Origin of the sequence: Vreelandella maris (assembly GCF_013371085.1) — a bacterium.
In the GTDB taxonomy this organism is placed as follows: Bacteria; Pseudomonadota; Gammaproteobacteria; order Pseudomonadales; family Halomonadaceae; genus Vreelandella; species Vreelandella maris.
The window spans coordinates 82,135-102,207 of the sequence record NZ_JABWCV010000014.1 but is presented as its reverse complement, the minus strand read 5'-3'; the positions used below and the strand labels follow the sequence as shown (position 1 = coordinate 102,207).

Below are 20,073 nucleotides of genomic sequence, written 5' to 3'. Positions count from 1 at the left end.
CGCTCGATTAAAAGCGGAGTGCTACTAAACAAGGGTTGGATTACTGGCCGATAGCCTGAAGACGATCGTAGGTTTCCTGATCCCACGTAGCAGCGTCGCCATTGTGTGCAGGCACTACGGCTTCACGAAAGATGTCGCGATCCACTTCGTTCACCGTGTTGCCCTGCTCTTCGAACCATGCCACCAGCTCTTCCTCTGATTTGAGGATATCCTGAGTGTTGTTCTCGGCAGCTTCCTGGAAAACCTCGCGGAATATTTCACGATCCTCTTCGGAGAGCTGGTTCCAACGTGGGCCACCGACAATAGTGATTAACGAGTCGGTGATATGGCCGGTCAGGTTGATGTAATCCTGCACTTCGTGGAAAGCCTTGGCACGAATGGTAGGTAGCGGGTTTTCCTGTGCGTCTACCACGCCTTGTTGCAGCGCTAGATAGACCTCGTCAAAGGCGATGGGGGTGGGGTTTGCGCCAACGGCTTCGGGCATCATCATATACATCGGCGCGTTGGGAACGCGGATCTTCAGGCCTTCCATGTCCGCCGGCTCGTTGATTGCCTCATTGGAAGTGACATGACGCTCGCCATAGTAGTTGAGCGCTAGGGGAACGTTGCCTGTTTGATCCTGATAGCCCTGTGAAATCTCCTTGAATAGGTCACTGTCGGCAAAGGCCTGCCAGTGATCAAAGTCGCGGAACATATAAGCAGCACCGGCAATGCCGATAGGGCCGTAAGCGCGTCCAGCAAACTGTGTGCCGGTATAAATAACGTCCACAGTGCCCAGTTCAAGCCCTTCGTTAATGTCCTCTTCTTTACCTAACGATGAGGCAGGATGCACCTGCATGGTGTAGCGGCCATCGGTTCGTTCCTCGATTTCATCAGCGGCCCATAGCGCCCATTTGTGGAAGGGCTCAGAGGTTTCATAAACGTGGGCGAAGCGCAGATTTTCGGCGGCTTGAGCCGCAGCGGTAAAACCGATGCCTGCAGCGATTAGAGTGGCGGTCAGTAAGCGGGCCATTTTGATATGGCGTTGGCTTTTGTGGCTCATCGTGTACTCCTCACAACCATTGGATTTGTTGTTGGTTATAGTGCGAGTGGCAGTAGCAACGTAACCGATCATAGTGCTATATACGTGTCATACCACCTGTTTCAAACCTAGTTGGTCGCCTACCATTGCGCAACCTTCTCGATAAGGATTTTAATCATGTTGATGATTATTCAGATGGCGGAGTGAGCTGTTCATGCAAGCGCACTAGCAGCTGGGGATCGCCAAAGCCTCCCGCTTTCGTCATTACCCGCCGCCGCTTATCGCCGTCCATATACCCCAACGCTACCCCTGGCGACCACTCGGATTCTACGTTGATATAGCTCACACCCTGCTGCGAGAGCACGGCCATGGCAATATCACCTCCGGTTAAAAACAGCAAACGCGCTTTTTCGCTCCGCCAAGCAGACGTAATCTCGTCCACTTGGGCAGCCATCGCCTCGGCTACTTGGCTTGCCGTGCGCTCTTTATCTTTTCCATCTTCTCCAGGCACCACGGCACAGACACCCATTGCAGAGTGGAGATGCGTCTCTCCACTGGCCTCAATAACAGCCAAATCGGGTAAAAGTTGGCGCAGTAGCTGGAACTGTTCGGCAGCGCGTGGGCTTCTAGATCCCACAGCGTAAAGCACATTTTCAATGCTATCTAGCGAGTGAAAAGGGGCATCAGTCGATCCGCAAAGGTTCTTGGCCATTGCCGTTGCCAGCCCCGCTGCACCCGCCATAGCCCAGCGGTCGCCAGCACTCAGCACGCACTGATAGAGCGCCGAAAGCTCCTCGTCGCTTTCGGCATCGGCGATGCAGTCCTCGCGAGGGAGCGGAACGTCACGTCCAGGTTGATAGCGCTGTAGCGGCAAACCGCTGGCGTCAAATGCCCGATCAATCGGGCCGACCAGCGGCGTCGAACGGGCATCCTGTTGATAGGTGGTATCGGCCAATGGAGTGCCATCCACCCACACTTCCGCGTTGCGAACGAGCCTCCCCTGGGCGGGCACCGCAGGCGCCAGCAGCAGGGGCAAACCAAGCGCCTCTCGCAGCGCTTTACACTCAGCGACCACCTGGCCACGCAGGGTGGAATCGACTTTCTTGAACCACTGCTGCGGCGCTACTCGCGTGAGCAAACGCACCGCTTCGCTCACCCGAAGCGCCGCCGCCTCGGCTGGCAAATGGCGCGATTCGGTATTCACGGCGATGACCACAGGCCACTGGCCTTGCCAGGTCTCCAGCGTTGTAGCTAATGCCTCCAGGCTGATCACCACGCGGGCATCTGCGCCCCGCGCGGCGAATGGGGCGGCCGTGTCCAGCGCGCCTGAGAGGTCGTCGGCAATAATCACCAACTGACAGCTACTCATGCCTTGGCGCCACTGGCTAATCGACGGGCGTAGGCAATCGCTGACCCCATGTTGGTAGCATCGGCTTTGCCCTGCCAGGCAATATCAAAAGCGGTGCCGTGATCTACCGAGGTGCGCTGAAGCGGCAGGCCAAGGCTGACATTCACCGTGGTATCAAAGGCGATCAGCTTGACGGGGATATGCCCCTGGTCATGGTACTGGGCGATGACCAAATCGAATTCGCCTTTTGAGGCGCGGTAAAACACCGTATCCGCCGAGATAGGCCCGCTCACATCGAAACCGCGCTCGCGCAAGCGCTCCACTGCCGGAGCGATACAGCGGCTATCTTCGTCGCCAAAAATACCGCCTTCACCGCAATGCGGGTTAAGGCCTGCCACGGCAATGCGCGGTGCCTGCATACCCAGCGCGACCAAATGCGCATGCCCCGCCTCAACGGTGGCGATAATGCGCTCGGGGGTGACTCGGTCGATCGCCTCGCGCAGCGAAACGTGAGTAGACACATGCAGCGTCGAGAGCGTTTCCGATGCCAGCAGCATAAACGACGAGGGCGCACCGGTCAGCGATGCCAGCATCCCGGTGTGGCCATCATAGTGGTGCCCGGCTTCATGCAGCGCCGCCTTGTTCAGTGGGGCGGTGACAATCACCTGCGCCCGCCCCGCCTGCACCAGTTCTACGGCCTTTTGAACGCAGCGAAACGCCATATCGCCCGCCCCGGCGCTGATTTGTCCATCAGGAACCTCAACGCCTTTCGGCAGCTCGACCACGCCGACCGCCACATGATCCTTACCGCTTTGTGCATGCTCTAGTGGCACGAATTCAAGCGCGGCGCCAATACTCGCCGCTGCCCGGCGATAGATCACCGGGTCACCGATGACCATCGCCGTGGCGCGCTCAGCAGCCGACATAGCACTCAAGGCGCGGCAAATGATCTCTGGGCCGATACCAGCAGGATCGCCCATGGTGATCGCAATGTCGTAACCGTTTTGACGTTCAACAGGTGGCGAGCTATTCATGGCATTAGCTGCCCGCCGTTGACCTCGATGATCTGCCCGGTGACATAGCCACTCAGCGTCTCTGTTCCGAGGAAAACATAAGCCCCGACACACTCTTCCGACGTGCCCAAGCGGCCCATCGGGATCGATGCCCGCGCTGCGTTGAGATGCGCCTCGCTTGAGTGACGATCATGAAAATCGGTGGCAATCGTGCCAGGGGCAACGGCGTTAACGCGGATATTATCTCCCGCCAGCTCCTTGGCCATATTGCGGGTGATGGTACTCACAAAGCCTTTGGCAGAGGCGTATAACCCAGCGCCACCCCCGCCGCCATTACGCGCGGCAATCGAGGTGGTGTGAATGATATTTCCGCCGCCTGCGCGCCGAAAATGCGGCAGCGCTGCGCGGCTGGCCATGACAACCGAGCGAACATTGAGATCCATGACCCGGTCATATTGATCATCGTCCATTTCCTCTAAACCAACACGGCCCAGCATGTCGCCAGCGTTATTGATCAACAGGTCTAAACCGCCCAGACGCTCGGCGGCCTCATCGACCAGTTGTTGGGTCTCGCTAGTGTGGCTGACGTCTGCTTTCAGGGTAAAAGCGTCGCCACCCGCATCGCGAATAGCTTTAGCCACTGCCTCCGCGGGCGCTTCACTGCTGTGGTAGTGCACCGCGACGTGCGCTCCCAACGCCCCCAGCTGTTTTGCAACCGCCGCGCCAATGCCACGGCTGGCACCGGTGATCAATACTCGCTTACCTTTCCACTCGTCTAACATGAAATTCTCCTTACCACTTTTTGTTTTATGGTGAGAGCTGTGCTTAGCGCCACCGTCTTTATCCAGATAGATTTAACTATCGACCCGAAATGGAACGGTGCGCTAAAGTAAGCCATGAACTGGCATACCTGTCATACAACACGACATCTATAACATGATAGGCGATGACGTGTTTAGCGCCAGTCGCCTACCACTGCTAACGATTAAAACTAATTCTAAGAACGAATGGAGAAGCACATGAAGCCACTTTCATCGACGGACACACTTCCCGCCGACCTGGGTAACGCGCTGCTGGTTGGCCGCGTTTGGCTGGAAGGCAGCCATCCCGGCCCTGCGCTAGTGACTGTCAACAACGGTCAGGTGATCGACATTACCGAATTCGGCCCCACCATGGCTGACCTGCTGGAACGCGACGATCTACAGGAAGTCGTGCAACGGGCGGAAGGGCCCCATCTGTGCAGTGTCGAGGCACTGCTGGAAAACTCTCAGTTATCCCAACCACAAGCGCCCTACCTACTTGCGCCTTGTGATGTGCAGGCCGTAAAAGCGTGCGGCGTCACCTTTGCTGTCAGCCTGTTAGAGCGAGTGATCGAAGAACAAGCGGGCGGCGACCCGGCGAGGGCAGTTGCACTGCGTGAGGATCTTCAAGCACTGATCGGCACTGATCTTTCCAAGATGGTGCCGGGTTCTGAAGAGGCGATGTCGCTGAAAAAGGCACTGCAGGCGCGCGGAGGTTGGTCACAATACATGGAAGTAGGCATCGGCCCCGACGCGGAAGTGTTCACCAAATCTCAGCCGCTCTCATCAGTGGGTTTTGGCGCCCCTGTAGGCTTACACCCCTCCTCTCAATGGAACAATCCTGAACCCGAAATCGTGCTGGCCGTCGATAGCCGCGGGAAAGTTCGCGGTGCCACGCTGGGCAACGACGTCAACCTGCGTGACGTCGAGGGACGCAGCGCCCTGCTACTCGGCAAGGCGAAAGACAATAACGCCTCCTGCTCACTCGGCCCGTTCATTCGGCTGTTTGACGATCACTTCGATATCGACAGCGTGCGCAATTGCCAGGTATCGCTACGTATCGAGGGCGAAGACGACGACTTCTTGCTCCAGGGCGAGAGCGACATGCGCGAGATCAGCCGCGATCCGCTGGATCTAGTGCAGCAAACCATTGGCGCCCATCACCAATATCCGGACGGTTTTATGCTGTTCCTGGGCACCATGTTCTCGCCGATTCAGGACCGCGACGGGGAAGGCCAGGGGTTTACCCATCATATGGGTGATCGCGTCACCATCGCCACTCCAGCCCTGGGCGCGCTGGTCAATCGGGTAGGCAGAAGTGATCAGCTGCCGCCCTGGACCTACGGCATTCGCGAGCTGATGCGCCACTTGGCACGCCGCTGATTCTGACAACCATTACGCTACTCATCGCACCGCCAAGGAGAGCACAATGACAACGATTACTCGCGTCGACATTCAAGACATTCGCTTCCCCACCTCGCGTTCGCTGGATGGCTCGGATGCCATGAATGCCGCGCCAGACTACTCCGCCGCCTACGTCATCCTACACACCGATGACGGCAGCCCAGAGGGGCACGGTTTAACCTTTACCATTGGTCGGGGCAACGAGATTGTCGTCACGGCGCTGCAGTCGCTGGCACCTCTGGTTGAAGGGCGCACGCTGGCCTCGATTACCGATAACATGGGCACCTTCTGGCGGGAAATCACTGGTGACAGCCAGCTACGCTGGATTGGCCCCGATAAAGGCGCGATTCACCTGGCGACCGCCGCCATCGTCAACGCCGTGTGGGATATGTGGGCGAAAAAAGAAGGCAAGCCGGTGTGGAAACTGCTGGTGGATATGACGCCGGAGCAGTTGGTGCGCTGCCTTGATTTCCGCTTTGTGACGGATGCACTAACCCCAGAAGAAGCGATCTGCCTGCTACGCCGCCAAGCTCCTGGAAAAGCAGCACGGGAAGCTGAAATGCGCAGTGAAGGCTACCCCGGCTACACGACCTCAGCAGGCTGGCTGGGTTACAGCGATGAAAAAGTGCGCAGCCTGGCGCGTGAAGCACTGGCCGAGGGCTGGACGCACTTCAAACAGAAAATTGGCGGCGACATCGAAGAGGACGCCCGCCGCGCAGCGCTGCTGCGTGATGAGATCGGTTGGGACAACGTGCTGATGATGGACGCCAACCAGGTGTGGGAAGTCGACGAGACGATCACCAAAATGCGCCGCCTGGCAGAATTCGATCCGTTATGGATCGAAGAGCCCACCAGCCCTGACGACATTCTCGGCCACGCCGAGATCCGCCATCGAGTGGCACCGATTGGCGTAGCCACCGGCGAACACTGCCACAACAAGGTGATGTTCAAGCAGTTCTTCCAGGCGGATGCCATCGACTACTGCCAGTTGGATGCGGCGCGCTTGGGCGGGCTAAACGAAGTCATCCTGGTCGTACTGATGGCCGCTAAATTCGGCGTACCGATTTGCCCCCATGGCGGTGGCGTTGGGCTATGCGAATACACCCAACATATCTCACTGTTCGACTACATCGCGGTATCCGGCAGCCTGGAAGGCCGCGTGCTGGAGTACGTAGACCACCTTCACGAGCACTTTATCGACCCGGTAGTCATCAACCGCGGCCGCTACCAAGTGCCCGAAGCGCCGGGTTACAGCATTGCCATGCACGCAGAGTCCCAAGCACAGCACCGCTTCCCTGAGGGTGCAGCCTGGCAGGAAGAGCATTGATGACCGACACCGCTACCTTTCTAAATGAGTTAACCAGCCTACTCGGCGAGCGCGGTTTACTGCGCGAACCGGACGACATGGCGCGCTATATGAGTGATTGGGCAGGCGATACGCTGGGCATGCCGCTGGCCGTGGCACGCCCGGCCAACACCGCTGAGGTCGCCGAGATAGCAAAGCGCTGCTATGAGCATGGGATCGCGATGACGCCACAGGGCGGTCATAGCGGCTTAGTGGCAGGCGCCTTGCCCGCCGCCAATGGCCAGGAGCTAGTGATCAGCTTGGAGCGCCTAAACAACGTGCGCGCCATTGACCCGATCAACTTCACCATCACGGTAGACGCAGGCTGCATTCTTGAGAACGTCAAGCTGGCTGCTTTTGATCATGATTGCGATTTTCCGCTCTCGCTCGGCGCGCAAGGCAGTTGTCAGATTGGCGGCAATATCGCCACTAACGCAGGCGGGCTTAACGTGCTGCGCTACGGCATGATGCGCGAGCTGGTGCTGGGACTTGAAGTAGTGCTCCCCGATGGACGCACCTGGGAAAGCCTGAATGCACTGCATAAGGACAATCGCGGCTATGACCTTCAGCAGCTGTTTCTGGGCAGTGAAGGCACCTTGGGCATCGTCACTGGAGCGGTGTTAAAACTATCACCGCGCCCCACCCAAAACCGGACGGCGCTGCTGGGCCTGCCCTCTGTTCAGGCGGTGATTGACCTTTACGGCTTGGCACGCCGGGAGTGCTGCGATCTGCTAACGGCGTTTGAGCTGATTCCCCGCCGCTGCATCGAGCTGGCGATCGAAGCGACCCCGGAACTGCGCGACCCGCTGGATAGCGCCTACCCCTGGTACGTGCTGATGGAAGTCGCCGCCACGGGGCCAGTCGATCTGAGTGCCTTGCTGGAAGCGCTGCTGGAAACCGGCATGGAACGCGAGCTGGTGCTGGACGGCGCGCTGGCTGGCAGTGACACCCAGTCCGCCCAGCTGTGGCAGTTCCGCGAAAGCATGCTGGAAGGCCAACGGCGGCGCGGCGAGCATCTGCGCACCGATATTTCGGTACCCATCTCAGCGATTCCCGACTTCGTTAGCCGGGCCAGCGAGGTGGTGATGGCGGCGTCACCGGAGTGCGACATTATTGCCTACGGCCATGTGGGTGACGGCAATTTGCACTTCAATATTCTACCGCCCGCGGCCATGGCGGATAGCGATAAGAAAGCCCACCTGCATGATCTGGAGGAACGGCTTTTTGAGGTGCTCGACGGTGTTCACGGCAGCATCAGCGCCGAGCATGGCATTGGCCGCACCAAGCAAGCACCTTATCTGGCGCGGCTATCGCCGATTGAGCGAGAGATGGTCAGCGGCGTTAAAGCGCTGTTCGACCCCAAAGGGTTGATGAACCCTGGCAGGATTTTGCCTGCTGGGGAGTAATCCCCAGCGTGGTTCACACTATTTGGTTCATTCCTGCCTGAAACGCTCCGCTAGACCGCGCAGCGCATTGGCGTAAAGCAGCGTATCGATGCCAACGCCAACGAAGGTACAGCCTGCGGCGAGATAGCCGCGGGCTGCCAGCTCGTCCACCGTGACAATACCCGCTGCCTTACCCGCAGCGCGTATCTTGTTAATGGCGTCACTAACCGCTTCTGTCACTTCAGGGTGGTTGGCATTGCCGAGATGCCCCATAGACGCTGACAAATCCGCCGGGCCAATAAACACCCCATCGACACCGTCTACTGCAGCGATAGCCTCCAGGTTAGCAAGCGCCTGGGGGCTCTCCACCTGCAGCATGAGGCAGATTTCGTCATCAGCGCGGGAGAGGTAATCTTCTGCCTGCCCCCAACGCGAGGCGCGTGCCAGCACATGACCAACCCCACGAATACCGTGGGGCGGATAACGTGTGGCTGCCACCAGCTCAGCCGCTTGTTCGGCGGTCTCTACCATGGGGATAAGCAGGTTTTGCACGCCAATATCCAGGTAACGCTTGATCAGCACCGCATCGCCAGTGGGCGGACGCACCACCGGGTGGCTTTGATAGGGGGCCAGCGCCTGCAGCTGAGAAAGCAGGCTGGCTAGATCATTGGGGGAATGTTCCACATCGATCAGTAGCCAGTCGAAGCCCGCCGTGGCGGCAATCTCAGCCGTATAAGCACTGCTCAAACCGAGCCAAATGCCCGTTTGGGGGTGGCCCGCCAGAAGCTGTTGCTTAAAGGCGTTGCGCGGCATTTTCATACGAGCTCCTCTGGATTAATACCCCATGATATCGGGCAACCAAGTGGCCAGCCCAGGCAAGGCAATCAACAGCAAAATGGTCGCTATGATCGGCAGTAGGAACGGCAGTATCGCGGTCACCACTTGGCCATAACGCAGCCGGGTAATGCCCACCATCAGGAACAGCACCGTGCCGAACGGTGGCGTAATGACCCCAACCGATAGCGTGATGACCATCACGATGCCGAAATGTACCGGATCCAGACCGGCGCTGAGCGCCGCTGGCACCACAATCGGCGTAAAAATCAGGATGCTTTCGATCACCGACATAAAGCAACCGATGAGCAGGAAGAACAGCGCAAAACAGAGTAGCAGCGCAAACATCGGCATATCGATGCTGGCGACCTGGCCCGCTAACGCCTGAGGAATCCCCATGCGTACCAGTATCCAGCCATAAAAGCTGGAGACCGCGATAATCAGCAGAATGACTGCACTGAACATCAGGGTACGCCGAAAGGCGTTGAAAAGGTCCCGCCAATTCAAATCACGATACACCAGGCCGCCCAGAATCACTGCGTAAAGCGATGCAATGGCGCCGGCTTCCGTCGGAGTGAAAAAACCACCCCAGATACCGCCAACGATAATCGCTGGCATCATCAAAGGCAGAATAGCGCGCTTACCGGTACGGACGACTTCGCAGGCGTCAAAGGGCGTGGGTTTGGGCATTACCACCCGGCCGCTGGCAGAGAGCAATACGGTCATGCCCATTAGCAGCAGCGCCATCAAGATACCCGGCAGCAGCCCCGCCATGAACAGCCCGCCAATACTCACATTGGCCAGCCAGCCATAAACCACGAGCGCGATACTGGGCGGCAGAATTGGCCCGATCACGCTGGAGGCGGCAGTGATACCGGTTGAGTAACCCAACTCGTAGCCACGCTCTTTCATCGCCTTGATTTCGATACTGCCCAGCCCGGCAGCGTCGGCGACCGCGGTGCCCGACATGGTGGCGAAAATGGAGCTGGCCACAACGTTAGCGTGGCCAAGGCCACCCTTGGTGAAACCCACCAGCGCGGTAGCAAAATCAAAAATCCGCGTCGTCGTGGAGCCAATATTCATGATGTTAGCGGCCAGAATAAACAGTGGAATCGCCAGCAGGGTAAAGTTATTAAGGGTTTGCACCATGCGCAGCGGCAGCAGCTCGACGGGTAGCCCGCCGGTGCCGGTCGCTACCAAGGCGATAAAGGAGGTCACGCCAATGGCGACCACCACGGGCAAGCCAATGGCCATCAGAACTAACAGGCCACCGACGAAAATCAGTAGTTCGGTCATGGCTGAGAGGCCTCCTCTTCATGGGACGTTTCCAACCACGCCACCGGGCCGCGCAGCATTTGCCAGAGGGCAATCAGCGCCATGCCCACAAAGCTGAAAAAGATGCCGTAATAGAGGTAGCTGAAACTGATACTTAGCGAAACGGTTTTATTGTTGGCGCTCATATCTGACATGATCCAAGCCCCCCAGGCGGCCAGTGCAAAAAAGCCGCAGGAGATCAGCGCGGTGAGCCGGTACTGGATATTTTTACCCAGCCCGGAAAGCTTATGGCTGAACAAATCGACCACCAGATGCTCGCTGCGTACCCAGGCGGATAGCGACCCGAAGCCAATCGCGTAAATCGCCAGCATAGACGCCACTTCTTCGGTCCAGGGCATCCCTAGCCCCAGCAGGTCACGGGCAATCACGGCCGCCACGATCAGCAGCAGAATGGCGGCCATCAGCGCCACGCCCACCCCATCGCACAGGCGTGTAACGCCGCGCAGCGTATAGAAAGCAATTCGATCCGGCCCCTTATTGGGCACTACCGCGTCTTCCACAGGAGAACTCCTTACCCTGACTGCTTTTTAGTCTTACATGAAAACTTATTTGTAATGAAGAAAAGCGACGGCCCGATGGGCCGCCGCAATTTCTGTCCAGCGCGTTTTACTCGCTGTCGTTACCCAGCGCATCTTCACGAACGCCCTCGGCCATGTCAGCCATGACACGATCGATAGCCGGTAACGCCGCCTCGCGGAAAGGTGTTACATCCGGCTCGATGACGGTCATGCCTTCATCCTGCAGCGCTTCCAGATAGAACTCATCAAGTTCGCGCTCTTGCTCTGACCCATACTGGCGAGCCACCTCAATGGCCTCCTCGATCAGCGCTTGATCTTCCTCTTCCAAGCCATCCCACCAGCGAGCACTGGCCACCCAGCTCCACGGAAACTGCACGTGGCTGGTCATGATCAGGTAGTCCTGCACTTCCCATAGCCGCCGGGTATAAGGGGAGGAGAGCGAGTTTTCGTGGCCATCGACCTGGCCGGTCTGCATGGCAAGATAAATCTCTGGCGCAGGCACATTGACTACCTGAGCGCCGATCTCTTCCCACACTTCCAGCCATACCGGCAGTGAGGGCAAGCGCAGGCGGAAGCCATCCAGATCCGCCGGGGAGTGGATCTCTTTATTCGCGGTCATATGCCGTGGACCGCGGTGCTGCAGGCCAAAATATTTCAGGCCGCCCTGGTTCTCTGCTTTCTCGACCAGCGCTTGGCCGGAAGGGCTCTCCATATAGGCGTCGACTTCATCCCAGGTAGTGAACACGAAGGGAACCGTAATGGCGTCGTATTCAGGCGCATACTGCTGACGCCAGTTACCACCGGTCAGAGAGAGCTGGGTTTGGCCCAGATTTAGCAGCTCCAATACGGCATTCTCACCGCCCAGAGAACCCGCTAAAAAGGGGCGCACTTCAAAGCGGCCTGGGGCCTGCTCTTCTAGATACTCAGCAAAGCGTTCCACCGCGGCGCTTTCCGAACCGCCTTCGCTCATGGTGTTGTTGACTTGAATTTCGATGGGGTTAGCCAGGACGAACGGGGCCGTCGTTAGCATTCCTAGGGTAGCCAGCGTGGCAAGCAATTGTTTCCGCATGGGATCACTCTCTACGGTTGTCGTTGTTGGGTGTGGTGCCTGGGTAGCTCCTGTCGGCAGGAGCTGATGTCACTTGTCTGATCTTGAAACAAGCAGCCGAAGGGCTCAAATCGACGTTCGAGAAGGATGACTTCGTAAAATACGATGGCTAGAAACGCCGACATAACGCGCTTTTTGACCGAGGCGCTGGTGGCCATACGACTAAAGGTGGATGGCCGACCGCCTTCAAGTCCCTCTTTAGAGGCAAAGTTGACGAGTTTCAGCGGCACGTTTCAGAGCCGTCACTCAGGACATGGTGCCAGCCTGGATATTGACCAGCTTTCACGAAGCGCGAAGCCATATTTAGGCTTTTGCCGCTAGCGCTCGTCTGTTGCCTGGGTGAGGTGGTCGACCAGATGCCGCGCCGTCACGTGCAGCGAAGCGTAGCGGCGCATGCCAATCACCAGCTCACGCTGGGCCCAAGGATCGCTAAGCGGAATACTTTTGAGCTGCAAATCACCCAGATCACGATAGATGGTCTGCTCGGGGAGTACGCCAACGCCCATGCCATGGTGAATCATCCGGCAAATGGCATCGAAACTGCGTACCTGAATGCGCATACGCAGCGTCTTTCCTGCCAGAGTAGCCTGCTCGTACAGTAGCGACTGCAGCGAGGCATCCTGCTGTAAGCCAATAAAGTCGAAGGCCAGCGCTTCGTTAAAAGCGATGCTTTCACGCTCAGCCAAGGGGTGATCAATGGGTGTCATCAACACGAGACGGTCATGTCGATAAGAGAGCTGCTGAAGATCTGGGGCGGGCACGTGCCCGGCGAAAATACCGATATCGGTCAACCCATCGCGCACGGCGGCAATGATTTCACTACTGACCCGTTCCTGCAGATCAATCTTGATTTCAGGATAGAGGCGGGAAAAGGCGCTGAGATCCTGAGGGAGAAAAGCAATGATCGCCGAGGTATTGGAGTGAATACGCACATGGCCACGCACCCCTTCGCCGTACTCGCTGAGCTCGGCATGGAGGCGTTCGATGTTATCCAGAATACGCCTAGCGTGATGCAAAAATGCCTGCCCAGCGGGCGTCAGCTCAACACCGCGCGGGCGACGATACAGCAGCGTGGTACCTACCAGCGCCTCCAGATCACTAATCCGCTTGCTCACCGCGGCGAGCGCTAAATGCTCACGCTCAGCGGCGGCGGTCAGGCGGCCCTCATCTGCCACGGAGATAAACAGCTTAAGAGTGACGAAATCGAAGCGGCGCATGACACATGACTCCCGTAAGACAAGCGCATTATGCTAACGCACCCCTTCGCTAACCACGAACCCTTTGTTACCGATTGCCTAATTGTCGGCCTGTAGTGGCTCACGCATGCTGAAGATCAATGATGATAACGACAAATAGAGGAAAGCCTAGATGAACGCTACCGAAGCCCGCCAGCTTCCGCTAAAGGGCTTAAAAGTGCTTGAGCTTGGCCAACTGATTGCAGGGCCTTTCGGCACCAAACTGCTGGGGGAGTTCGGCGCCGACGTGATCAAGATCGAACCGCCCGGCACCGGCGACCCACTTCGCAAATGGCGAATGATAGAGGATGGCACCTCGCTGTGGTGGCATGTGCAAACCCGCAACAAGCGCTCGGTGGCGCTAGATTTAAGAAGCGAAGAGGGTCAGGCCTTAGTACGAAAGCTCTCCTCCGAGGCGGACGTAGTGGTAGAAAATTTCCGCCCCGGCACGCTGGAAAATTGGGGGCTGGGCTGGGAAGCGCTCTCCAAACTCAACCCTCGGCTGATCATGGTGCATATTTCCGGCTACGGGCAAACGGGACCCTACCGCGATAAACCCGGTTTTGGCGTGATTGGCGAGGCCATGGGCGGGCTGCGTTACCTCACCGGCCAGCCGGGCGAGCCTTCGGTGCGCGTAGGCGTCAGCATTGGTGATTCGCTTTCCGCGCTCTACGCCGTCATCGGCACGTTGTTAGCACTTCAGGAGCGCAACCGCAGCGGCTTGGGCCAAGAGATCGACGTCGCGCTGTATGAATCGGTGTTTGCGATGATGGAGAGCCTGCTGCCGGAGTTCGATGCCAGCGGTCAGATTCGCGAACCCAGCGGCAGCGCCCTGCCCGGTATTACCCCATCCAACGCCTACCGCTGCCAAGGCGGTGATTACGTACTGATTGCCGGTAATGGCGACAGTATCTTCAAGCGCTTGATGGGCGTAATTGGCCGTGACGATCTCGCCAACGCCCCGGCCCTGGCCCATAATGATGGGCGAAGCCAGCAAGCCGAAATGATTGATGCCGCGATTCAAACGTGGACGGAAGAGCGCCCGCGCGATGCCATTCTACAAGCTCTGGATGACGCCCGCGTGCCCGCAGGCTACCCCTACACGGCCGAAGATATCGCCTTTGACCCCCATTATTTGGCGCGGGAGATGATTCAAACCTTCACTCGCCCCAACGGCAAACCGCTAAAAGTGCCCGGCGTACTGCCCAAGCTTAGCGCTACCCCCGGGCGAATAGGCGAAGGCGGCCCCAAGCTTGGCCAGCATACCGATGACGTATTGGATGAGCTGGGCATCGATCACGAAACCCGCGCCAAGCTGCGCCAAGCGGGCATTATTTAGGGAGTGTTTTTATGAAGTTGGTAACACCTTGCCCCACCAAAATCGAGATCAACGAAGTCGCTCCCCGGGACGGCCTGCAGATTGAAGCACGCTTTGTACCCACCGAAGAGAAGATCCGCTGGATCGATGCGCTCTCTACCACTGGCCTACGGCGTATTGAAGCAACGTCGTTCACATCGCCTAAAGCGATCCCCAACCTGCGCGATGCTGCTGAAGTGGTGACCGGCATTCAGCGCCGGAAAGGCGTCGATATCACCGTGCTGGTGCCCAACGTAAAAGGCACCGAGCGGGCGCTCGCCTGCCAGGTGGATGAGATCAATCTGGTGATGTCCGCCAGCAATAGCCACGGGCTGGCCAACCTGCGCATGACGCCGGAACAGTCCCTTGAACAGTTTGCGGCCATTCTGGACGTCACTGAAGGCAGCGGTGTGTTTATCAACGCCTCGCTTTCCACGACCTTTGGCTGCCCTTTTGAGGGCGACGTCCCTGAAGCGCGGGTGCTGGAACTGGTTGAAAAGCTGATTGGCCTTGGCATTCAGGGCGTCACGCTCTGCGACACCACCGGCATGGCCAACCCTGCCCAAGTCAAACGGCTATGCAAAGCCGTGCTTGATCGCTGGGCTCAAACGCCGTTCACGCTGCACTTCCACAACACGCGCGGGATGGGCTTAGCCAATGCATTGGCGGCTTGGCAGGCGGGCATCAGCCGCTTCGATGCCTCATTAGGCGGGCTGGGCGGCTGCCCCTTTGCTCCAGGTGCGACGGGCAACGTATGCACCGAGGATCTGGTGCATATGTTCGAATCCATGGGCGTCGATACCGGCGTCGATCTGGATGCACTGTTGGAAATCGCCGTCACCCTCCCCGACCTTATCGGCCACGATGTGCCGGGGCAGGTGGTCAAAGCCGGGAAATCGACCCGGCGTTATGCGATGCCTGAGCGCTAGTCTTAAGCGGGCGCTATTTCGGGCCTATCACATGCTTTACTTCTAGATAGGCGCTTAGCCCCCAAGGGCCCAATTCACGGCCAATGCCGCTGCGCTTGAAGCCGCCCCAAGCGGTTTCGGGTAGTACCAACTGCTCGCTGTTGTACCAAATGCTGCCAGCCTTGAGCTGGCGGCCGATGCGTTTTGCCCGCTCAGGGTCGCCGCTGATGACCGTTGCTGCCAGGCCAAAGCTGCTGTCGTTGGCAAGCTGAATGGCTTCGGCTTCGCTTGACACGCTGCGGGCGCAGAGCACCGGGCCGAAAATCTCCTCTTTCCACAGACGGCTTTCCACCGGCACATCGCGGTAGAGCGTGGGTGCCAGAAAGTAGCCCTGGGTAGGCAGCGTGCGGTGCGTCGTATCGCGCACGACTGTCAGTCCTTCCTGTTCGGCCAGATCCAAATAGCGCTGTACCGCGTCGCGCTGTTTGGCGCTGGTCAACGGGCCTAAGTCGGTGCCTTCGGCAAGCGGGTCGCCCAGCGTTAGCGCATCCACTCGCTCTCCAAGCGCGGTATAGAGCGCTTCCGCGACGTCTTCGTGTACTAATAGCCGCGAAGTTGCTGAGCAGATTTGTCCGGCATTGAAGTAAATGCCCGCCATTACCCAGTCGGCGGCCTGTTCCGGGTCGGCGTCTTCCATCACTAGAATGGGGGATTTGCCGCCTAGCTCCAGCGATACACTCGCGGTGCGGGCGCTGGCCGCTTGCATCACCGCTTCACCGACGCGGTTGCTGCCGGTAAAGGAAATTTTATCCACATCCGGATGGTTGGTCAGCGGTGCACCGATGCCCTCACCGTCGCCGTTTAGAAGGTTGAGCACCCCAGCAGGTAGGCCAATCTCCAGGGCTATTTCTGCCAGCACCCGCTCGGGGAGCGGCGTAACTTCGGACGGTTTAAGCACCGCGGTACAACCGGCTGCCAAGGCGGGCGCCAGCTTCCAGGCGCTGGTCACCAGAGGGAAATTCCACGGCGCAATCAGCCCCACCACGCCCACGGGGTCGTGATAGGTGCGCGCTTCAACCCCCTCCATTTCAACACTCACTAACTCACCCTGGCGGGCATCCAACGCTTTAGCCTGTTTGGCGTAGTAGCGGTAGCAGGCAATGGCATCCTCTAGATCGATCTCCGCTTCCACCAGTGGCTTACCGTTATTGGTCGCCGACAGCGTCATCAGCGCCTCTCGCCGGGCTTCCAGTGCATCGGCAAATCCATCAAGGTAGTTTGCACGTGCGGTACCGCCCAACGCCTGCCAATCGGGCTGCGCTTGCTGGGCCGCTGTTACGGCGGCGTCTACATCCGAGGCATCCCCCGCAGTAACCTGAGCAATGCGCTCTTCGCGATAAGGATTCATCACATCAAGCAGGCGCGTGCCGTTTGAGGGCACCCATTGGTTGCTGATGAACTGTTTATCAAGCAGAGAAGCGTGTTCTATTTTAGATGTCGTAGACACGATTAAGGCTCCTTAAAGCTCGTGTTGGCGAAGCCAATCATCAATAAGTTGGCTTAAATGCTGGCCGCTAAAACTGGGAAAATGGCCCCCATGGACGGTACGAACCGGCAACTGGCGTAGCCGGCGCATACTAGCGGCATAATCAGTGAGATCGCTGTGCCACAGATTTTCAATGAGCGGACCATCGTAAATCAGGTCTCCGGAGATGAGCGTTTGGGTTTTCGCCTCCCACAGTGCAATACCACCTGGGGAGTGGCCAGGCGTATGAATGACTTCCCACTGGCGGTTCCCTAAATCCAGTATCTCGCCATCCTTTAGCGGAGATACCATTTGCGGCGCCTGAATACGGTAACGATCATGTGAATAGGGTGCTGGGGGTAGCGCCTCAAACATATCATCGCTGAGAAACTGGTCTGCCAATGTGCGCGTGTTGTCAGGCGAGGTCAGAATGTCCGCCTCGGCAGCATGCACGTGACAGCAGCCAAACTCATGAGCCGCACCGATATGATCAAAGTGGGTATGACTGGCGACCGCCAAAAGATTACGTTCGCTCAGTAGTGCCACCTGCTCACGCAGCGGCACTGCGCCCAGCCCAAAGTCCACGACCATGCCGCGCTGGCTACCCTGAACATGCCAGATATTGCAGCGGTAAAACGGTTTGATCCACGGCTCATCCACTAGGGTGATACCGTCCGCCTTAGGGGTGGTGCGGTACCACTGAGGAGCACCTGCATTAGGCAGTTTGAAGTCACTCATGCTTGAACTCCTGGTAATTTCCGCAAATCCTTAATGTAGTTCTGATGGTTTCGACTTTGATCAATTCTCCTAAGATCAATGTCAACCACTAAAATACCTACTTCAATACCCAGAAGACCAAGAACTTCCCCATCAGGTCCGGCTACAAGGCTATTGCCACAATAATGCAACTCATCCTCTACACCTGAGCGATTGACACAAGCAACGAAGCACTGATTATCAATTGCCCTAGCACGAACTTGTAACTGCTGACGATCAGAGTTTGGCATCATGTTGGCGGTGGGAGACAAGATAATTTCAGCCCCACGTTGTGCCAGTGCACGACTAATTTCAGGAAATTCGTTGTCATAACAAATCATTAGCCCAACACAACCAAGCCGTGTATTGACTACACAAATATCCTCCCCTGCAACAAAGTACTGTTGTTCTTGACCCCAAAGCTGACGCTTATGATAAGTGGCTAAGCGCTCACCTTTGTCATTAAAGAGCATTGCCGAATTGGCAATCCGATGGTTATCAATTCGTTCTGCCATACCAAATAGCAAGTGCAATTGATACTTCTCGGCTAGCGCTGCGACACGCTTCACAATTTGGCCATTTTCAAACTCAGCTAATTGATGCAACTGACTAAAAATATTGTATCCAGAAAAAGCCAGCTCTGGCAGCGCTAGCAGGTCGACACCTGCTAGCTGCGCTTGCTGGCACAGGCGTTCTAGTTCGTTCAAATTATCTGCAATTTCACCTCGAACAGGATCTGTCTGGGCCAGCATTAATCTCATGTAGACATCACTCCAAATAAAAAGTAGCTAAAATTAACTACAAAATTTTATTTATAACTTTCAACAGGTGTTTTAACCAGCACAGAAGCTCCCAACCAGTATAAAGCTCCAGTAATTATAAAGACTGGCAGTGATGCTCCGAAGGGAAGAGGGTCTAAGAGAGTCCAGTATGCAGCTAATGTCGCCCCTATCAGATAAGATCCAATCGCAATGAAAGCTGTGGATCGTCCTTGTTGCTGTGTAGCTGTAAGCAATCCCTCATCATAGCCTTCCTTACCTACCAAGTAGTAATCCGCCACCATAACTGAGAAAGCAGGAATAAATAGTGCACCAATTATCAGTAAAAAGTTCTGAAACTGGTCAAGAATACCGGGAATTAATGCACCGAAGACTGTCACCATTCCAATCACCAACGCTGGCTTCCAAAAGGTCATGCTTGGAGCAACATTCATGCAAGAGAGAGTGGCACTGTATACCGCCATAACATTGGTCGTCATGACCGAGAAAAAGATCACTAAAGCTGCTGGCAAGCCAAAACCGAAGCCCGATAGTAGACGGGTTGGGTCGTAGGTCTGATCCATACCATTGAGCACTGAAAGACCAGAAACGACGGCTCCAAGCCCCATGGCGACTATTGCTGCCAGCACATAACCCGCCCAAGTGCCCCAAACAGCAATGACACCGCTCTTACAGTTACGGTTGTAATCAGCGGAAGAGGATATCCACGAGAAGGCAGTAGCAATGACAATATCAAAAGCGATGCCCAGTGTTATACCATTTCGGTTTTCTGCTGGCATATCCAACAACATACTGACATCGTAATGCTTGTTAAGTTGATAGAGCACTAATGCTGCCAACCCCATCATTACAAGTGCAGCCCAGCGCTCCACACGTTCAATACCTATGTGGCCACGCAATACAATTAATACCACCACCACTTCACATAGAATGGTCATAAGAGGCAGGTTTGAGTAACCCGTCGTGCTCTCTATAGCGTAGTTTAATGACATGCCAGCTAACAAAGCTTGAATCCAGCTCCAGGCAATAAGTACGCACATGTTAACTAATGAAATGGCTCGGCTACCTATTGGGCCATAAGCGCGACGTGTTAGAACCATAGAAGGCAAGCCTGTTCGTTGCCCCATAAGGCCAACAAGTACTAGCGGGATGGCACCGATGATTGAGCCAATAGCTACACTGCTCATGGCTATGCTGAAGTTCAAATCTGGCACTAGCAGCATGCCAGTGAGAATAGTAGTGACAACAACATTTGCCCCAAGCCATAAAGCAAACGTACCGGATAGACCGAGGCTATGCTTTACATCCTTGGCTGAAAGCGTATCTCGACCAAAAGAATAATTCGTTTTCATATTACACCCATTGAAAGTGGTTATTGGAGGTGGGCTGACGTCATCCGTAA

The 20,073-nt window shown here is 56.8% G+C and carries 18 protein-coding genes; 5 read left to right on the top strand and 13 right to left on the bottom strand.

All coding sequences use genetic code 11. The features are described from left to right. Positions 1-40 precede the first annotated feature (40 nt). The 4 genes from HUO07_RS13570 to HUO07_RS13555 form a co-directional block, all read right to left on the bottom strand. Complete coding sequence (locus HUO07_RS13570) at positions 41-1,042, bottom strand: sialic acid TRAP transporter substrate-binding protein SiaP (protein ID WP_176304024.1); 1,002 nt, start codon at positions 1,040-1,042, stop codon at positions 41-43. 166 nt (positions 1,043-1,208) lie between these two features. Further along, a complete protein-coding gene (locus HUO07_RS13565) occupies positions 1,209-2,390 on the bottom strand; it encodes a four-carbon acid sugar kinase family protein (protein ID WP_176304023.1) in 1,182 nt (393 codons plus the stop codon). Then, on the bottom strand, positions 2,387-3,403 hold the full coding sequence (pdxA, locus tag HUO07_RS13560) for a 4-hydroxythreonine-4-phosphate dehydrogenase PdxA (RefSeq protein ID WP_176304022.1): 1,017 nt from the start codon (positions 3,401-3,403) through the stop codon (positions 2,387-2,389). The genes HUO07_RS13565 and pdxA overlap by 4 nt, the downstream gene beginning before the upstream one ends. Further along, entirely contained in the window at positions 3,400-4,164 is a 765-nt protein-coding gene (locus HUO07_RS13555; protein WP_176304021.1) for an SDR family NAD(P)-dependent oxidoreductase, read from the bottom strand. Before HUO07_RS13555 ends, pdxA begins: the two co-directional genes overlap by 4 nt. 237 nt (positions 4,165-4,401) lie before the next feature. Between HUO07_RS13555 and HUO07_RS13550 the strand changes: the two genes are divergently transcribed. Genes HUO07_RS13550 through HUO07_RS13540 form a run of 3 tightly spaced genes read left to right on the top strand, consistent with a single transcriptional unit; the run spans position 4,402 to position 8,337 of the window. Beyond that, the gene (locus HUO07_RS13550) at positions 4,402-5,565 is read left to right on the top strand and encodes a fumarylacetoacetate hydrolase family protein (RefSeq protein WP_176304020.1); all 1,164 of its coding nucleotides are present in this window, start codon (positions 4,402-4,404) and stop codon (positions 5,563-5,565) included. Positions 5,566-5,611: 46 nt separating this feature from the next. After that, positions 5,612-6,913, top strand: a complete 1,302-nt coding sequence (locus HUO07_RS13545) for an L-fuconate dehydratase (RefSeq protein WP_176304019.1) — start codon at positions 5,612-5,614, stop codon at positions 6,911-6,913. Then, positions 6,913-8,337 (top strand): FAD-binding oxidoreductase, encoded by a 1,425-nt coding sequence (locus tag HUO07_RS13540; RefSeq protein ID WP_176304018.1) that lies wholly within the window; start codon positions 6,913-6,915, stop codon positions 8,335-8,337. The genes HUO07_RS13545 and HUO07_RS13540 overlap by 1 nt, the downstream gene beginning before the upstream one ends. A 27-nt stretch (positions 8,338-8,364) precedes the next feature. Here the strand turns inward: HUO07_RS13540 and hpaI are convergent, their stop codons facing one another. The 5 genes from hpaI to HUO07_RS13515 all read right to left on the bottom strand — a co-directional run bounded on the left by hpaI (position 8,365) and on the right by HUO07_RS13515 (position 13,328). Then, the gene (gene hpaI, locus HUO07_RS13535; RefSeq protein ID WP_176304017.1) at positions 8,365-9,135 is read right to left on the bottom strand and encodes a 4-hydroxy-2-oxoheptanedioate aldolase; all 771 of its coding nucleotides are present in this window, start codon (positions 9,133-9,135) and stop codon (positions 8,365-8,367) included. Positions 9,136-9,150: 15 nt separating this feature from the next. Continuing rightward, complete coding sequence (locus tag HUO07_RS13530) at positions 9,151-10,446, bottom strand: TRAP transporter large permease (protein WP_176304016.1); 1,296 nt, start codon at positions 10,444-10,446, stop codon at positions 9,151-9,153. Continuing rightward, entirely contained in the window at positions 10,443-10,985 is a 543-nt protein-coding gene (locus tag HUO07_RS13525) for a TRAP transporter small permease subunit (RefSeq protein WP_176304015.1), read from the bottom strand. The genes HUO07_RS13530 and HUO07_RS13525 overlap by 4 nt, the downstream gene beginning before the upstream one ends. 106 nt (positions 10,986-11,091) lie before the next feature. Beyond that, positions 11,092-12,072: a TRAP transporter substrate-binding protein gene (locus tag HUO07_RS13520; RefSeq protein ID WP_176304014.1), complete on the bottom strand. Its 981-nt coding sequence runs from the start codon at positions 12,070-12,072 to the stop codon at positions 11,092-11,094. 356 nt (positions 12,073-12,428) lie between these two features. Continuing rightward, entirely contained in the window at positions 12,429-13,328 is a 900-nt protein-coding gene (locus HUO07_RS13515; protein WP_176304013.1) for a LysR family transcriptional regulator, read from the bottom strand. A 151-nt stretch (positions 13,329-13,479) separates the two neighbouring features. Between HUO07_RS13515 and HUO07_RS13510 the strand changes: the two genes are divergently transcribed. Both HUO07_RS13510 and HUO07_RS13505 read left to right on the top strand, forming a co-directional pair. Continuing rightward, entirely contained in the window at positions 13,480-14,685 is a 1,206-nt protein-coding gene (locus HUO07_RS13510) for a CaiB/BaiF CoA transferase family protein (RefSeq protein ID WP_176304012.1), read from the top strand. An 11-nt stretch (positions 14,686-14,696) separates the two neighbouring features. Next, a complete protein-coding gene (locus HUO07_RS13505; RefSeq protein WP_176304011.1) occupies positions 14,697-15,632 on the top strand; it encodes a hydroxymethylglutaryl-CoA lyase in 936 nt (311 codons plus the stop codon). 13 nt (positions 15,633-15,645) lie between these two features. On the opposite strand, the gene HUO07_RS13500 is transcribed toward HUO07_RS13505, so the two are convergent. The 4 genes from HUO07_RS13500 to HUO07_RS13485 are packed head-to-tail and all read right to left on the bottom strand — an operon-like array spanning position 15,646 to position 20,023. Next, positions 15,646-17,118, bottom strand: coding sequence for an aldehyde dehydrogenase family protein (locus HUO07_RS13500; protein WP_176304010.1), 1,473 nt, complete (start codon positions 17,116-17,118; stop codon positions 15,646-15,648). Between the two features lie 12 nt (positions 17,119-17,130). Next, complete coding sequence (locus HUO07_RS13495; protein ID WP_176304009.1) at positions 17,131-17,874, bottom strand: MBL fold metallo-hydrolase; 744 nt, start codon at positions 17,872-17,874, stop codon at positions 17,131-17,133. Further along, positions 17,871-18,644 (bottom strand): carbon-nitrogen hydrolase family protein, encoded by a 774-nt coding sequence (locus HUO07_RS13490; protein WP_176304008.1) that lies wholly within the window; start codon positions 18,642-18,644, stop codon positions 17,871-17,873. The genes HUO07_RS13495 and HUO07_RS13490 overlap by 4 nt, the downstream gene beginning before the upstream one ends. A gap of 56 nt (positions 18,645-18,700) precedes the next feature. Continuing rightward, positions 18,701-20,023: a purine-cytosine permease family protein gene (locus HUO07_RS13485; RefSeq protein ID WP_176304007.1), complete on the bottom strand. Its 1,323-nt coding sequence runs from the start codon at positions 20,021-20,023 to the stop codon at positions 18,701-18,703. Positions 20,024-20,073 lie beyond the last annotated feature (50 nt).

Excerpts from the sequence above, each read along its gene's own strand:
- HUO07_RS13570 (WP_176304024.1), bottom strand. The coding sequence starts at position 1,042 with ATGAGCCACAAAAGCCAACGCCATATCAAAATGGCCCGCTTACTGACC.
- HUO07_RS13565 (WP_176304023.1), bottom strand. The coding sequence starts at position 2,390 with ATGAGTAGCTGTCAGTTGGTGATTATTGCCGACGACCTCTCAGGCGCG.
- pdxA (WP_176304022.1), bottom strand. The coding sequence starts at position 3,403 with ATGAATAGCTCGCCACCTGTTGAACGTCAAAACGGTTACGACATTGCG.
- HUO07_RS13555 (WP_176304021.1), bottom strand. The coding sequence starts at position 4,164 with ATGTTAGACGAGTGGAAAGGTAAGCGAGTATTGATCACCGGTGCCAGC.
- HUO07_RS13550 (WP_176304020.1), top strand. The coding sequence starts at position 4,402 with ATGAAGCCACTTTCATCGACGGACACACTTCCCGCCGACCTGGGTAAC.
- HUO07_RS13545 (WP_176304019.1), top strand. The coding sequence starts at position 5,612 with ATGACAACGATTACTCGCGTCGACATTCAAGACATTCGCTTCCCCACC.
- HUO07_RS13540 (WP_176304018.1), top strand. The coding sequence starts at position 6,913 with ATGACCGACACCGCTACCTTTCTAAATGAGTTAACCAGCCTACTCGGC.
- hpaI (WP_176304017.1), bottom strand. The coding sequence starts at position 9,135 with ATGAAAATGCCGCGCAACGCCTTTAAGCAACAGCTTCTGGCGGGCCAC.
- HUO07_RS13530 (WP_176304016.1), bottom strand. The coding sequence starts at position 10,446 with ATGACCGAACTACTGATTTTCGTCGGTGGCCTGTTAGTTCTGATGGCC.
- HUO07_RS13520 (WP_176304014.1), bottom strand. The coding sequence starts at position 12,072 with ATGCGGAAACAATTGCTTGCCACGCTGGCTACCCTAGGAATGCTAACG.
- HUO07_RS13515 (WP_176304013.1), bottom strand. The coding sequence starts at position 13,328 with ATGCGCCGCTTCGATTTCGTCACTCTTAAGCTGTTTATCTCCGTGGCA.
- HUO07_RS13510 (WP_176304012.1), top strand. The coding sequence starts at position 13,480 with ATGAACGCTACCGAAGCCCGCCAGCTTCCGCTAAAGGGCTTAAAAGTG.
- HUO07_RS13505 (WP_176304011.1), top strand. The coding sequence starts at position 14,697 with ATGAAGTTGGTAACACCTTGCCCCACCAAAATCGAGATCAACGAAGTC.
- HUO07_RS13495 (WP_176304009.1), bottom strand. The coding sequence starts at position 17,874 with ATGAGTGACTTCAAACTGCCTAATGCAGGTGCTCCTCAGTGGTACCGC.
- HUO07_RS13490 (WP_176304008.1), bottom strand. The coding sequence starts at position 18,644 with ATGCTGGCCCAGACAGATCCTGTTCGAGGTGAAATTGCAGATAATTTG.
- HUO07_RS13485 (WP_176304007.1), bottom strand. The coding sequence starts at position 20,023 with ATGAAAACGAATTATTCTTTTGGTCGAGATACGCTTTCAGCCAAGGAT.